This window comes from Lysobacter sp. KACC 24251 (genome assembly GCF_057747755.1).
In genome coordinates this window covers 913,804-926,958 of sequence record NZ_CM173222.1, presented here as the reverse complement: position 1 = coordinate 926,958, position 13,155 = coordinate 913,804, and the positions used below count along the sequence as shown (strand labels likewise).

Sequence of the window (13,155 nt, the reverse complement as noted above, 5' to 3'; positions counted from 1 at the left end):
GCGCCCCTGTCCAACAAAGGAGTGTGCTCGCATGTCTGCCCAGCCTTCCGTACACCCGCGCGCAAAGCGGGCGGTGCGCGTCAACCTGGTCGCCACGGCGCTGTTCCTTGCGCTGGCACCCCACGCCCATGCCGACGTCGTCCTCGACTGGAACCGCATCGCCGGCACCCCGCCGGTCGTCGGTTCATTCGGCGGTCCGTACCAGCAGTTCCGCAGCCTGGCCATCGTGCAGATCGCCGTACACGACGCGCTCAATTCAATCGACCGCCGCTACGACACCTACAGCACGGTGCCGACGGCGCCGGCCGGTGCGTCAGCGGACGCGGCGGTGGCCGCTGCCGCGCGCTATGCGCTGCTGGGTGACGATGACGCCGGTCTGGCTGGCGTGGTGCCGGCGGCCAACACCGCCGCCCGAGACGCCGTCGCGGCGGCCTATACCGCGGCGCTGGCGGCCATCCCTGACGGCACCGCCGAGGACCACGGCGTGGCTGCGGGCCGCGCCGCCGCAGCGGCGATCCTCACCACGCGGCTCAATGACGGCTCCGGCTCGCCGCATACACCGGCGTATTCCGCGGCACCGGCGGCGGGTATCTACGTATCGACCGTGCCGTTCGGCTCGGCGGCGCCACAGTTCAACCACTGGTCTGCAACGCGCACATTCGTGGTGCCCAGCGCCACGGAGTTCCGCGTACCCGCGGGCGAAATTTTCGACCTGGCCAGCGATGCGTATGCCAGCGAGTACAACCAGGTCCGCAACCTGGGCGATGCGCGCAAGCGCGGCAGCGCGCCTGACTCCGAGCAGAGTGACATCGCGCGCTTCTGGTACCACGGCGGCGTGGACTGGCATGCCAACGCCCGGTTGATCCTGCCCGGGTTCAACCTGGATGCCTGGGACCAGGCCCGCACGTTGGCGTTGATGGGTGTGTCCATGGCCGATGCCGGCATCGCCAATGCCGAGAGCAAGTACGAGTACGCCTTCTGGCGACCCTTGACCGCGATCCGCTGGGCCGACGACGGCAATCCCAACACCGAAGCCGACCCGACGTGGCTGCCGTTCCTCGTCAACCCGCCCTACCCGGACTACCCGTGCGGCTCCACCAGTGCGGCCGGCGGCGCGACCACCGCGTTGCGGCTGGCGCTGGGCACCAACCATGCGCCGTTCACCCGCACCATCAATGCACCGGCGCTGCCGGTCGCCAACCAGGCGTGGCCGGAGGGCCAGTCCGGAGTGCCAGCCAAGGCGATCACCCGCACCTTCCGCTCACTGACGCACGCAGCCGGTGAAGTGGGCCGCTCGCGGGTGTACGCGGGCATCCACTTCCTCGAGGGCTGCCAAGCCGGCGTAGTGCAGGGGGCGATGACCGCCGAGTACGTGTACGCCAACATCCTGCAGCCGGTGGACTGAGCGCCAACCGCGACGCCCGCGCCCTGCGGGCGTCGCCTCCACCGTGTCTGCACGTGCACCGGGGGATGGTGGACACCTCCCCCCATGACACGGTGGCACCATGACCACGCCGGCCCCGCAGAACCCCCACACCACCAAGCCCGCCGACGACCCGGACGCGCACTGGCGCGAGACGCTGGCGCAGGCGCCCTACTACAAGGCGGGCTACAACTTCGACGATTACGCGCCCGCGTACCGTGCCGGGCGCGAGGCGCCGGGCAAGTACGCAGGCAAGAGCTGGGCCGACGCGGAGAACGCGCTCCGCGCCGACTGGGAACGCCTCAAGGGCGGATCACGCCTCTCTTGGGAGGAGGCGTCGGCCGCGTGTCAGGCGGCGTGGTATCACGAGACGCAGGCTTCGCCGCCGTCTTCGGCCACTTGAGTCGCAGGGTCTCCGGCCAGGCATGGTCGGCGGCGTGCTTGTCCCGCTCCCACAGGGCGCGGGACTGGGTGCGCTTGTGCTCCCAGCGCAGTGCGTCGCGCTGGGCCCCCGCAGAGGGGGTGGGGGCGTGGTGTCCGGTGTGGGCCATGGCCGATCTCGACTCGGGAAACGGGGAAACGCTACCCACGCCAATGTAATGCGCAGGTGATGAGGCCGTTCAGAACGGCACCACGATCCCGACCTGGCCCGAGCGGGCAGGCAGCAGCCCGCCACGTGCGTCGCGATAGTCGGCGTACCACCACCAACTACGGCCGCCCTGCCCCAGCAAACGTAGCGTCAGCAGCGTCTGGTCACGGTCCAGCGCGCCATCACCGAGCGCAAACGTCGCGTCCGGCATGCCGGTGAATGCCGCCTGCGGGCTGCCATCGCTCGCATCCAACACGGAGCGCCGATGGCCGCTGATGTCCAGCAACCAGCCGTTGCCCGTGCGACCCGGCCAATGCCGCAGGTAGCGCACACCCCCGTCGGCATACGTCCGCCACTGCGCGGCGTCCGCGACCGCCAGTTCAAAGCCGGTGTTGCCCCGCTCGGCGAACGCATCGGACTGGATGCGGTCATGGCCGAGTGCGGCGAACGGCACCCACCTGCCCTGGTCCGTCGCCCACGTCCTGCCGGTTTCAAGCCGCAGGTGCGTGGTGCGCGCCTCGCGCCGTGAATACGCGCGGTGGACCTGTCCATCGGCCACGTCGAGGGGACGGTCAGTGATGATGCGGCTCCGCCGGTGGCTGGCGGTGGCAGCGACATACGACGGCCCGGCCTCGCGCAGCAGCGCCAGTTCCATCGGAAGGGTCTCGATCTGCGCGCGTCCGCCACCACGGTCGAACTGCAGGTGGCCCAACGTCTGTCCCACCGCGCTGCCCAGCAGCCAGCGTGGCCCCAGGCGCGCGTCGTGACCGGCAAGCAGGGAAGCAGCGGTGTACTGACTGCCGGCGGCAAATGCCCCGCGCAAGCCGCCCTCCTGCCGGATGTTGCCCGACCATGCACCGGGCGCGTGGCCGTGTTGCAGCGCGCCCAGTCGCGCCTGCAGCAGCGGCGACGGGCCGGCTTCGTCCAGCAGCACGTCGGTGGTCAGCGAATGCGATTCACCGGAGAGGCTGTCGAGCATGCCGATTGCCTGGTCCACGTCGCGGATGCGCTGGATGGCGGACGCCGAGGTGAAGAACTGCTGCTGGGCCAGTGGCAGCGTGCCGCGAGGCGTACGGGCCAGCGGGTCGGCGGCGTGGAAGGCACCGTCGATGCGCCCGGCGGTGCCCAACAGCACCGGGTCGCCCACGCCCTGCGCCTGCATGGCGGCTGCCACCGGCACGCGGGTCACGTCAAACACCACGCTGCCGGGGAAATATACGAGTTGGCCTTCGAGGAACAACCCCGGGGAGGTCCAGCGGTCGAAGGTGCCGCTCAGTCCCAGCTCGGTGAACAGGATGTATTCCCGGTATGGCGCGGTGCCGATATAGCCACCGTTGGGGTCGACGAAGAACTCGAGGGTGCCCCCCGACAAGGTTGCCATGCCATCGACCGTCACCTTCCAGGGGGTTCCCGAACCGAGCTGCACGCGGAGCTTCGCATCTTGCGTCTGGCTGTAGTTGCCGCGGATCTCCACCGACGAGCAGTAGTCCCAGGGACCGCAGGTAAGCGTGCTGAACGTACCGGCGTTGTGGATGTTGCCAATGAAGGTGACGTAACCCACCAGTTCCGCGCCCGGTTGGATCGTCACGTTGCTGCGCAGGTCGCCAATGACGTGCACCGAGCCGGCGTTGATGAAGGTACCCGCGTCAAAGCGGCTGTACTCCAGCAGGTTCAGGCGGCCCGAACCCTCCTTGGTGAGGGAACCGGTAGTGCGCGCGTTCCTGAGTTCCTCGGTGCCTTCCGTGTTGACCACGACATTGCCCGTGAGCGTGTACTCGGGGGGCGATGGTGGGGGCGGGGGCGGCGGGGGCGGCGGCGAACCGGGTGGCGGCGAAGCCGGCGGTGGCGAGGTCACCACGAGGTTGTCGCCCCCACCTCCGCCGCAGCCCGACAGTGCCACGAGTGCAATCAGGGGCGCTGCGCGGAGGGCAGCGGTACGCAGCGCGCGGCGCGGCGTTGCCAGGTGACGGCCTGCTTCAACGGGGGTCTTGGCCATGGGACGCGGCTCCTGCAGTCGAGACGCCCCCTGTATGGAAAGCCAACGTCAGCGAGCCGCGGGAGCTGCCACCCCCGGTCGGGTGATGCCTCGCCCACTGCCCTGGAATGGGTTTCCTAGACCTTCTTCAGGTAGCACGCCTTCAGCATGAAATTGCCGGCGTCCATGCGGCAGTCCACTTCGTGGTCGCCACTGCCGACCAGGCGGATGCTCTTGACCTTGGTGCCCTGCTTGAGGGTGATCGAGGAGCCCTTCACCTTGAGGTCCTTGACCAGCACCACCGCGTCGCCATCGGCGAGCACGGTGCCGTTGGCGTCCTTGACCACGGCGTCGTCCTCGTTGGCGGCCGCCGTGCCACCCGCGGCATCCGCCATGGGCCACTCGTGGCCGCAGTCGGCGCACACGAAGTTGTCGCCGTCCGGGAAGGTGTTCTCCATGGCGCACTGCGGGCATGGGGGAAGCGTGGGCATGGCGCCGCTCCGGTCGGGTGTGGGGGCGGCAGTATAGGCGGCGGGTGCGGGCCCGGCAGAATGAGACCCATTGCCGCAAGGAGGCCGTATGCCATCGATGCCCGAACTACCACTGCCCGCCCTGGTCGCGATGTCGGTCTGCATGCTCGGCACGCTGGGACTGCTGTGGGCCGAAGCGCGCCACGCGCGCGCTGCGCGTGCGGCGTTCAAGACGGTCGCCAGCAGCGCGTTCATCCCCGTGGCGTTGGCCGCGGATGCGACGGCAACGCCCTATGGCCGCCTGGTCCTGATCGCCCTGGCGCTGAGCTGGTTGGGCGACGTGCTGCTGCTTGCGCAGCGCAGCGCGGTGTTCCTCGCGGGGTTGGGCGCGTTCCTGCTGGCGCACGGGGTGTATGCATGGGCGTTTGCGGGTGGGCCGCTGCATGGCGGCGCGTTGCTGGCGGGTACGACGTTGATGATCGCGGTCGGCGTGGTGGTTCTGCGCGCGTTCTGGCCGCGGCTCAAGCCGCTGTACCGCATCGCGGTGCCCGCCTACGTGGTGGCCATCGGCGTGATGTGCACGCTGGCCATCGGCGCGGGGGTGGGCAGCGGTGCGTGGTGGCTGCCCGCGGGGGCGCTGGCCTTCGCTGCGTCCGACATCTCGGTTGCGCGCGATCGTTTCATCGGCCATGCCTTCGCGAACAAGGCCTGGGGACTGCCGCTCTATTACGCGGCGCAGCTGGTGCTGGCCGCTTCGGTGGCGCGAGGGCTGTAGCCGACGCAGGCCACGCCCTCCCCGCCCCCCGCCGGGGCGTTCGCGCATGCTCACGCCTGCCTCACGCCTCCGCCACGCGAAAGCAGTCACGCTCCCCGCATCTTCCGTTCACCGCCGGGACCACGATGCCGGAGACCATCTACGACGCGCTGCACGAGAGCCACGAGATCCAGCGCTCGCTGTGCCGCCGGCTGCTGCGCAGCAAGCCACATACGCAGGCAAGGCAGGCGATTTTCACCGAGCTGCGGATCGAGCTGGCCGCGCATGCCGCCGCCGAGGAACGCTTCCTCTACGCCACCATCCTGATGGACGACCTGGGGCTGTCACCCTCACGCCATGCCCTGCACGAACACCACGAGATCGACGAGATCGTGGAGGCGATGCGCCGCCACGGCCCCTCCGACCGCGGCTGGATGGCGCGCGCCAAGTCCCTGTCGCATGAAGTGCACCACCACCTGCGCGAGGAGGAGAAGAAGTTCTTCCAGCTATCGGGCAAGATCCTGAGCGCGGCACAGAAGCAGAAGGCGGCCAAGGCCTATCGCCGCGATTACGCCCGGATGCTGGCGAAACTGCGCGCGGAGTGAGCTCCCGCGGCGCGCCGACGGCCGCCGTGAATGACAGCCTGCTGCCGCGCGCGGATTCACCGCCAGAAAGGCGGATTGTCGCCGGAAGTTGACCGTCCGTCGGCTGGGTCAGTCTTGGAGCCCTATTCACGTTTGCAATGAAACCGTGACGGGGAGCACGCTGTGCTTCCGTTTCATGGAGCCACGCCGCCGTGCCGTACTCCCTGAAGGTTCCTGACTGCGCCAGCCTGCTGGCAGAGCTTGATGAGATGGCCAACCGCTGGTCGTCCAATGCGCGGTTGTCGCTGCGCGAGGAAGAACTCGCTCGCTACGCAGCCGTGAAGGAAGCGCTGCGCGAGCTGGGCCAGTACGAATGCAGGATCGTGCGTGCCCCCGACGGCGCCGGACAGTACACGGTGGAATTCGAGCCGCTCTGAGCAGCCTGCGCGCTATTGCGCAACGGCGTGCGGCACGCGTCGTACCTGTCGGATGTCGTAGCCCAGTGCCTTCAGGCGTGCCAGGTGCGCACGGTAATCCGATTCGGCGATGCGCGGTTTGCGCGCCATGATCCATGCGTAATCGCGCGCACTGCGCCCCACGATGGTCTGCTGGTAATCCGCATCCACGTACACGATCACGTACTCGGCCTGGATGGGCCACACGAACTGCATGCCCCAGACGGCATTGCGCGTGCCGGGGCGCACCGTACCCACCGGACGCATGGTGCGGAGCGGCTGGTCAAAACCACCGTGGCGATAACGGAAGGTGGTCTGCACCTTGCCGTCAGGCCGCAGCGCATACGACTCGACGGCGTCGAACGCCTTGCGCTCGGGGAAGCTGGGGATGTGCGCGATCACGTACCAGTCGCCCATGAAGCGCGGCAGGTCGACCTGCGCGACGGCCGGGATGGCGCGCGTCGGCGCGGTGCCGCACGCCGCGCACAACGCCGCCAGTGTGGCCACCACCCAACTCGCAGGACGTTTACCCATGGCGTTCATTCCTCGCGGGGCGGCATTCATGCCGGACGGACGAAACGGTAATGCGCCACCAGCCATTCCTGGCCGCGTGCATAGCCGAAGAGTTCCGCGCAGGCCATCCAGAACATGCGCCAACGCTGGTTCCAAAGACGCGCGGTTACGGGTCCGTAGGCCTGCTCCAACACGCGCATCACCTGTTCACGGTTGGCGTCCTGGTTGCGCAGCCAATCGTTTGCCGTGCGCTGGTAATGCGTGCCATCCACCAGCCAGCGCTGCTCGATCCGCAGGTGCTGCTGGAACCACAGCAGCGTGTCGGTGGCGGGCATCAACCCGCCGGTGAAGAAGTGCCGCCCCATCCAGTTGTCGTCGCCCTCGGTCTCGAACGGGTACATCAGACGCTGGTGGGCGAAGATGTGGACGAACAAGGCACCCCCGGGGCGCAGCCAGCCGCCGATACGCTGCAGCAACTGTTCGTAGTTGCGCATGTGCTCGAACATCTCGATGGACACGCAACGGTCGAAGGCGTCTGCCGGAAGGTGCAGCCGGTTCACGTCACGCGTCAGCACAGTGACGTTGTGCAAGCCCCGCGCCAGACATTGGGCTTCGATGTACTCGCGCTGCGGCGTGGAATTGGAGACCGCTGTGATCCGCGCATGGGGGAAGCGCTCGGCCATCCACAGCGTGAGCGAGCCCCACCCGCAACCCAGTTCCAGGATGTCCTGGCCATCAGCCAGTTGGGCGCGTTGGCCATAGAGCTCCAGCATGGCCGCTTCGGCCTGGTCCAGGGTCTCGTCGCCGCGGGGATAGTAGGCGCACGAATACTTGAGCCGCCGTCCCAGGCAGGCCTGGAAAAACGCCGGGGGCAGTTCGTAGTGCTGCGCATTGGCCGCATCGGTATGGATGGCCACCGGGCTGTGGCGCAGCGCCTCGATCTGCGCCAGGAAGCGCGCGGATTGCTTGGAAGCGCCTCCGGCCTGCTCGGCCTTCAACCGCTCCGCGCACATGCGGCGTATGCCCAGGCGTACCAGCCCATCGGGCAGCCAGCCCCGCTCCGCCCACCCCAGCAACCCCGGTGCGGCGTGATCCTGCGAAAGTTCATCCAAAACGGCGGTATCGCTCATGGCACGGTCCTGTGAGAGGGGGACGGGTTGCGGGGGAACCACGGAATCAGCAGCGACGTGGTGCGTTGGTACTCGCGGTAGTCATCGCCGCGCGTGCGCAGTGCCTGCGCCTCGGTGAAGGGAATACCGCTGATCCAGCGCAGGAAGACGTACATCACCACCGGGCCGGCCCACGCCAAGGCCGCCCACGGCGAACCCACTGCCAGCGCGACGTAGGCAAACCAGTGGGTCCATTCAAAGAAGTAGTTGGGATGTCGGGAGTAGCGCCACAGCCCGCTGCGGCAGGTACGTCCGCGCATCGCGGGATTGGCGCGGTGGCGGGCCAACTGGCGGTCCGCCACGGCCTCGCCGGCGACGCTGGCCAGCCATACCGCGACGCCAAGCACGAGCCAGACAGGCCGCACCTGGGTATTCCAGGCGACGGCTGCAAACGGCAAGGCAAACAGCGGCACCAGCAGTGCCTGCAACTGGAAGAACCCAAAGAACTTGCCGGCGTGCCCTTGCCAGTGCGCGCGTAGATGGGCGTAGCGACCGTCTTCCGGCTCATGCCGAACGCGGTGCCACAGGTGCCACGCCAATCGCAGCCCCCACACCCCACCCAGCACCGCGACAGTCAGGCGCAACGGGACAGACCCGCTCCCCAGCACGGCCATCAGGATGGCGCCGGTGCCAACGCCGGCCGACCACAGCACATCGACAATGCCGGCGTTGCGATGGCGTTGCTGCCACCACCAGCCGAGCGTCATCGCCACGGCCGCGAACAGCCACAACCACAGGAGGGCCAACCAGGGACTCATGCCGGCAGTACTCCGCGATGGGGCAGCTCGGGCAGGGGCACGGGCCTGCGATGCCCGGGGCGCGCCATCAGCAACTGCGCCACGCCGATGGAACGCTCGCGGAAGCCGCCCTCGCAGTACGCCAGGTAGAACTCCCACATGCGGATGAAACGCTCGTCGAAACCCTGCGCGCGCACCTGCGGCAGGCACGTCAGGAAGCGCTGTCGCCATGCCTGCAGCGTGCGCGCGTACGACAGCCCGAAGTCTTCCATCTGGACCAGCGCAAGATCGCTGGCGCGCGACTTGGCGGACACCATCGCCGCCACCGAGGGAATGAAGCTGCCCGGGAAGACATGGCGCTTGATGAAATCCACCGAGCGCAGCGCGTGATCGTAACGGTGGTCCTCGATGGTGATTGCCTGCACCAGCGCCTGACCGTCGGGGCGCAGCAGGCGGCCAACGGTCGCGAAGTACGTGTCCAGATACGGGGCGCCGATCGCTTCGATCATCTCGATCGAAACCAGCTTGTCGTACTCGCCCTGCAGATCGCGGTAGTCCTGCAGGAGCAGCGTGACCCGGTCGCCGAGGCCGGCGTCGGCAACGCGGCGGGCCGCCATCGCGTGCTGTTCGCGCGAAATGGTGGTGGTGGTCACGTGGCACCCGTAGTGCCGCGCGGCATGGAGGGCAAAGCCGCCCCATCCCGTACCGATCTCGACCACACGGTCGCCCGGGCCGAGCTCGAGCTTGCGACAGATGCGATCCAGCTTGCGCGTCGATGCGGCGTCCAGCGTGTCGTCGTCGCCATCCCAGATGGCCGACGAATACATCAGGTCAGGGGACAGGAAGAGTTGGAAGAAGTCGTTGCCCAGGTCGTAATGTGCAGCGATGTTGCGCCGGCTGCCTTGGCGGGTATTGCGTCGTAACGCATGCCACGCACGCAGCGCCCAGCCACCAAGGCGCGCAGGCCCGGTTTCCAGCCCATCCAGCAGTTCGCGATTTCGCACCAGCAGGCGCACGAGGCCAACCAGGTCGTCGCACTCCCAAAGTCCCTCCATGTACGCCTCACCAGCCCCGACGCTGCCATGGGTGGCCACGGCGCGATAGAACCCCGGGTCGAGAACACGAAGACGCACGCGCAGGCCCACTGCCTCTTCCCCGGCCGCGCCGCGTTCCGCCGTACCCAGCAGGACCGTCCCCAGTCCGTCCTCAACCACAAGGCTGCCGCCAGCCAGCCCCGCCATCGTCGTGATCAAGCGCGACCGCAGTGCGCGATCCACCGTCCGGTAAGCTTGCCGATCGTCCTGGGCAATGTCGTTCATGGCGTGTCCTTGTGGAGTCGAGGGTGCGAATGGAACGGCGTGCGTTTGATCCACAGCCGCAATGCCTGCCAGTGGATGGCGCCGATGACCTGGGCGCTCATCAGCGGGTAACGCCAGAGCACGCGCGCCAACGCGGGCCCGTCCAGCGCGCGGCGCTGCAGGCTGAGCGTGGCGTCGAAAGCACGCGCGCCCTCGCCGCCGGCGGCCAGCACGTCCATATGGACATGCAGATCCTCGTCCGGTGGCGTGAAGCGCCACGCGTAGCGATGTTGCATGCCCATGAAGGGCGAAACGTGGAAGGCCTTGTCGAAATCCCACTGCAGGGCGCGGCCCCGCCGCACCGCCTGGTCGGCGGGCAACACGTATGCGTGGCGCTCGCCCCAGGGTGTATTGGTGATTTCCGCGACCACGCACTCAAGCGCGTGACCGTCCGCTGCGAAGCAGTAGTAGAAGCTCACCGGATTGAATGCGTATCCGCCGTAGCGCAGGTGGGTCAGCAGGCGGATCGGACCGCGGGGCGTCGTGCCCGTCGCAGCGCGGACTCGTTCGCGCACCGCGTCGGCCAGGGACATGTCGACGGGCCCCAGATAGTCCGTGCGGCGGAACTCCGCCACGTTGCGCCGGTTCACCGACCACAGCCATCGGCCGTCGAACGCGCGGTCCACTTCGTCCAGATCGAGGTACAACTGGGCGATGCGGTACTCGAAGGCGTGTTCGTGCGGCGTGTGCCGCCGGTGCCGCACGACGCCTTCGTAGACCGCACTCACCAGTGGCGATCCATGGGTCATGCGTCCTCCGGTACGCGGTCGTTTTCGCATATGCGTACGTTCCGCGTGGCTGGCTCGTCGGGCGTCGCGGCCCCGTAGTGGGGTCCATCGGGCCAACCCACTCCCAGACCCTGCGCCACTTCCACCGCACTGCGCATGCCGTCTTCGTGGAAACCCCAACCCCAGTAGGCCCCGGCATACCACGTCCCGTTGCGTCCCTGGATCTCCGATTTGCGCTGCTGGGCGCGCACGGAAGCATGGCTGTATACCGGATGTTCGTAGCGCATCCGGCGTAGGGCCTTGGCCGGGTCGATCGCATCGGTACGGTTGAGGGTGACGATCAAGGGCTCCGGTGCATCGATCCCCTGCAACAGGTTCATGCAATAGCTGACCGTGCAAGCGCCAACCGACCCTCGCGGAACATGGGCATTCCATGCGGCCCACGCCTTGCGGTCGCGCGGCAGGACGCGCGCGTCGGTGTGCAACACCGTGTCATTCGCCTGGTAGCGGATCGCCGACAGCACTTCCTGTTCAGCCACTGTCGCGTCGTTGAGCAGGCGCAGCGCCTGGTCACTGTGGCACGCCAGCACCAGTTGGTCGTGGCGCTCGATGCCTCGATCAGTGAACACCTCCACACCCTCCGCGTCCCGGCGCACCAGCCGCACCGGACAACGCAGCCGCACGTCCACAGCCCACTCGTTGCGAAGCGCCGTCACGTACCGGGACGACCCGCCGCGCACCACGCGCCATTCCGGCCGGCCTGCCACCTGCAGCATCTGGTGGTTCGCCATGAACTGCACCAGGTACTTGGCGGGAAACCCCAGGATCGTGGCCGATGGCGACGACCACAACGCCGAGGCCATCGGCACCAGATGCTCGTCGCGGAACGCCACGCCATACCCGTGGCGGTCGAGATACTCGCCCAGCGTGGGGCCGTCCCCCGGTATATCCAGCAAGCGCGGCGCCTGCCTATAGAAGCGCATCAGGTCACGCACCATGCCAAGAAAGCGCGGCGACACGAGGTTACGCCGCTGGCAGAACAGCGCATCCAGTGACGTGGCGTTGTATTCCACGCCACTCGCCTCGCTACGCACCGAGAAGCTCATGGTGGTGGGCTGTGTTTCGACGCCCAACTGGTCGAACAAGCGCGTCAGCAGTGGATAGTGGCGCGGGTTGTGGACGATGAAACCGGTGTCCACCGCGTATCGGCGACCACCGAGTTGAATGTCATGCGTGTGCGTGTGCCCGCCGAGGTAATCATTGGCCTCGTACAACGTCACGTCATGGCGTCGCGAGAGCAGCCACGCAGAAGCCAACCCCGCGATACCCGATCCGACCACTGCGATGCGCATCACCGCGCCCTCGCCTTCTGCGCCACCCAGGCCGGCACCGGCTTGAGGTCGCGCACCAGTCCCATGAACGCCATCAGCCGGAGGCCGTAGTAGGTCAGGTCCACCTCCCACCATCGAAACCCCTGGCGCGCCGAGCCGGGGAAGAAATGATGGTTGTTGTGCCAGCCCTCGCCGAAGGTCAACAGGGCGAGCCATACGTTGTTGCGGCTGTCATCGCGCGTATCGAACCGGCGTCGCCCGAAACGGTGGGCCAGGGAGTTGATGGTGACCGTGGCGTGGAACAGCAGCACCGTCGAAATGAAGAATCCCCACACCAGCATCTGCCCACCGCTGGTGCCCAAGGATGGGGCCACATGCTCGAGCAGCGCCCCAAGCCCGAACAGCGCGATTGCCAGCGCCACCGGCACCACGATGTCGTACCGATCCAACCAGCGCAGCTCGGGGAAACGGACCAGATCCGGAATCCGATCCCAATCGGTGCGGAATCCGTTCGGGGTCAGGAACCAACCCACGTGGCTCCACAGGAAGCCGTGCACCGCCGGCGAATGCGGATCCAGCGGCGTGTCCGTATGGCGATGATGGTTGCGGTGGTGCGCGGCCCACCACAAGGGACCGCGTTGCACGCAGGACGCTCCCACGAGCGCGAAGAAGAACTGCACCGCCCTCGACGTACGGAACGTGCGATGGGAGAAGTAGCGGTGATAGAACGCGGTCAGCGCGAACATTCGCACCACGTACAGCACCGCCGCCACGCCCAGTGCAACGGGCGATACCCCCACCCACAGCACCGCCAGGCAGGCCAGGTGCATGGCCACGAAGGGTGCTGCACGGAGCCAGTCGATGCGATTGCCGTCCACCGTCTCCGCCACCGTCGCCCCCGTGTCGAACCAGCGTCGTACCACGCCCAGCGGACGCGCCACCCGGCCGGTGCGTCCCGGGGGTACGGCCGGCGCGATCGGCGCATCGGCAACGGTGGAACTGGGGGGCATGCGCATCTCCATGGGCGGTTTCATCAGCAGTTACGCAGTTGAGGCGCAGTTGGATGCAC

General features: G+C 67.8%; 14 protein-coding genes. 5 read left to right on the top strand and 9 right to left on the bottom strand.

Translation table 11 applies throughout. The features are described 5' to 3' along the window. Positions 1-31: 31 nt before the first annotated feature. Both AC3ARF_RS04420 and AC3ARF_RS04415 read left to right on the top strand, forming a co-directional pair. Positions 32-1,405, top strand: coding sequence for a vanadium-dependent haloperoxidase (locus tag AC3ARF_RS04420; protein WP_498930642.1), 1,374 nt, complete (start codon positions 32-34; stop codon positions 1,403-1,405). A gap of 100 nt (positions 1,406-1,505) precedes the next feature. Beyond that, positions 1,506-1,826 (top strand): hypothetical protein, encoded by a 321-nt coding sequence (locus AC3ARF_RS04415; RefSeq protein ID WP_498930640.1) that lies wholly within the window; start codon positions 1,506-1,508, stop codon positions 1,824-1,826. Between the two features lie 217 nt (positions 1,827-2,043). Here the strand turns inward: AC3ARF_RS04415 and AC3ARF_RS04410 are convergent, their stop codons facing one another. Together AC3ARF_RS04410 and AC3ARF_RS04405 are read right to left on the bottom strand one after the other, a co-directional pair. Next, complete coding sequence (locus AC3ARF_RS04410; protein WP_498930638.1) at positions 2,044-4,008, bottom strand: autotransporter outer membrane beta-barrel domain-containing protein; 1,965 nt, start codon at positions 4,006-4,008, stop codon at positions 2,044-2,046. 116 nt (positions 4,009-4,124) lie between these two features. Next, on the bottom strand, positions 4,125-4,478 hold the full coding sequence (locus AC3ARF_RS04405; RefSeq protein WP_498930636.1) for a zinc ribbon domain-containing protein YjdM: 354 nt from the start codon (positions 4,476-4,478) through the stop codon (positions 4,125-4,127). Positions 4,479-4,575: 97 nt separating this feature from the next. Between AC3ARF_RS04405 and AC3ARF_RS04400 the strand changes: the two genes are divergently transcribed. The 3 genes from AC3ARF_RS04400 (at position 4,576) to AC3ARF_RS04390 (ending at position 6,232) form a co-directional block, all read left to right on the top strand. Next, positions 4,576-5,232, top strand: coding sequence for a lysoplasmalogenase (locus AC3ARF_RS04400; protein ID WP_498930634.1), 657 nt, complete (start codon positions 4,576-4,578; stop codon positions 5,230-5,232). A gap of 125 nt (positions 5,233-5,357) precedes the next feature. Then, positions 5,358-5,816, top strand: a complete 459-nt coding sequence (locus AC3ARF_RS04395) for a hemerythrin domain-containing protein (protein ID WP_498930632.1) — start codon at positions 5,358-5,360, stop codon at positions 5,814-5,816. Positions 5,817-6,007: 191 nt separating this feature from the next. Further along, the gene (locus AC3ARF_RS04390) at positions 6,008-6,232 is read left to right on the top strand and encodes a hypothetical protein (RefSeq protein WP_498930630.1); all 225 of its coding nucleotides are present in this window, start codon (positions 6,008-6,010) and stop codon (positions 6,230-6,232) included. 12 nt (positions 6,233-6,244) lie between these two features. Here the strand turns inward: AC3ARF_RS04390 and AC3ARF_RS04385 are convergent, their stop codons facing one another. From AC3ARF_RS04385 to AC3ARF_RS04355, 7 genes are read right to left on the bottom strand one after another with little or no spacing between them, the layout of a single operon-like run. After that, entirely contained in the window at positions 6,245-6,784 is a 540-nt protein-coding gene (locus AC3ARF_RS04385) for a lipocalin family protein (protein WP_498930628.1), read from the bottom strand. Positions 6,785-6,810: 26 nt separating this feature from the next. Next, a complete protein-coding gene (locus tag AC3ARF_RS04380) occupies positions 6,811-7,893 on the bottom strand; it encodes an SAM-dependent methyltransferase (RefSeq protein WP_498930625.1) in 1,083 nt (360 codons plus the stop codon). Continuing rightward, positions 7,890-8,690: a DUF1295 domain-containing protein gene (locus tag AC3ARF_RS04375; RefSeq protein ID WP_498930623.1), complete on the bottom strand. Its 801-nt coding sequence runs from the start codon at positions 8,688-8,690 to the stop codon at positions 7,890-7,892. The genes AC3ARF_RS04380 and AC3ARF_RS04375 overlap by 4 nt, the downstream gene beginning before the upstream one ends. Further along, complete coding sequence (locus AC3ARF_RS04370) at positions 8,687-9,988, bottom strand: class I SAM-dependent methyltransferase (protein ID WP_498930622.1); 1,302 nt, start codon at positions 9,986-9,988, stop codon at positions 8,687-8,689. The genes AC3ARF_RS04375 and AC3ARF_RS04370 overlap by 4 nt, the downstream gene beginning before the upstream one ends. Further along, positions 9,985-10,776, bottom strand: coding sequence for a DUF1365 domain-containing protein (locus AC3ARF_RS04365; protein WP_498930620.1), 792 nt, complete (start codon positions 10,774-10,776; stop codon positions 9,985-9,987). The genes AC3ARF_RS04370 and AC3ARF_RS04365 overlap by 4 nt, the downstream gene beginning before the upstream one ends. Further along, on the bottom strand, positions 10,773-12,107 hold the full coding sequence (locus AC3ARF_RS04360; RefSeq protein ID WP_498930618.1) for an NAD(P)/FAD-dependent oxidoreductase: 1,335 nt from the start codon (positions 12,105-12,107) through the stop codon (positions 10,773-10,775). Before AC3ARF_RS04360 ends, AC3ARF_RS04365 begins: the two co-directional genes overlap by 4 nt. Continuing rightward, on the bottom strand, positions 12,107-13,096 hold the full coding sequence (locus AC3ARF_RS04355) for an acyl-CoA desaturase (protein ID WP_498930616.1): 990 nt from the start codon (positions 13,094-13,096) through the stop codon (positions 12,107-12,109). Before AC3ARF_RS04355 ends, AC3ARF_RS04360 begins: the two co-directional genes overlap by 1 nt. Positions 13,097-13,155: the final 59 nt, after the last annotated feature.

Coding starts and splice junctions, on each gene's coding strand:
- AC3ARF_RS04380 (WP_498930625.1), bottom strand. CDS start 7,893: ATGAGCGATACCGCCGTTTTGGATGAACTTTCGCAGGATCACGCCGCA.
- AC3ARF_RS04400 (WP_498930634.1), top strand. CDS start 4,576: ATGCCCGAACTACCACTGCCCGCCCTGGTCGCGATGTCGGTCTGCATG.
- AC3ARF_RS04410 (WP_498930638.1), bottom strand. CDS start 4,008: ATGGCCAAGACCCCCGTTGAAGCAGGCCGTCACCTGGCAACGCCGCGC.
- AC3ARF_RS04355 (WP_498930616.1), bottom strand. CDS start 13,096: ATGCCCCCCAGTTCCACCGTTGCCGATGCGCCGATCGCGCCGGCCGTA.
- AC3ARF_RS04385 (WP_498930628.1), bottom strand. CDS start 6,784: ATGGGTAAACGTCCTGCGAGTTGGGTGGTGGCCACACTGGCGGCGTTG.
- AC3ARF_RS04395 (WP_498930632.1), top strand. CDS start 5,358: ATGCCGGAGACCATCTACGACGCGCTGCACGAGAGCCACGAGATCCAG.
- AC3ARF_RS04415 (WP_498930640.1), top strand. CDS start 1,506: ATGACCACGCCGGCCCCGCAGAACCCCCACACCACCAAGCCCGCCGAC.
- AC3ARF_RS04365 (WP_498930620.1), bottom strand. CDS start 10,776: ATGACCCATGGATCGCCACTGGTGAGTGCGGTCTACGAAGGCGTCGTG.
- AC3ARF_RS04405 (WP_498930636.1), bottom strand. CDS start 4,478: ATGCCCACGCTTCCCCCATGCCCGCAGTGCGCCATGGAGAACACCTTC.
- AC3ARF_RS04375 (WP_498930623.1), bottom strand. CDS start 8,690: ATGAGTCCCTGGTTGGCCCTCCTGTGGTTGTGGCTGTTCGCGGCCGTG.
- AC3ARF_RS04370 (WP_498930622.1), bottom strand. CDS start 9,988: ATGAACGACATTGCCCAGGACGATCGGCAAGCTTACCGGACGGTGGAT.
- AC3ARF_RS04420 (WP_498930642.1), top strand. CDS start 32: ATGTCTGCCCAGCCTTCCGTACACCCGCGCGCAAAGCGGGCGGTGCGC.
- AC3ARF_RS04360 (WP_498930618.1), bottom strand. CDS start 12,107: ATGCGCATCGCAGTGGTCGGATCGGGTATCGCGGGGTTGGCTTCTGCG.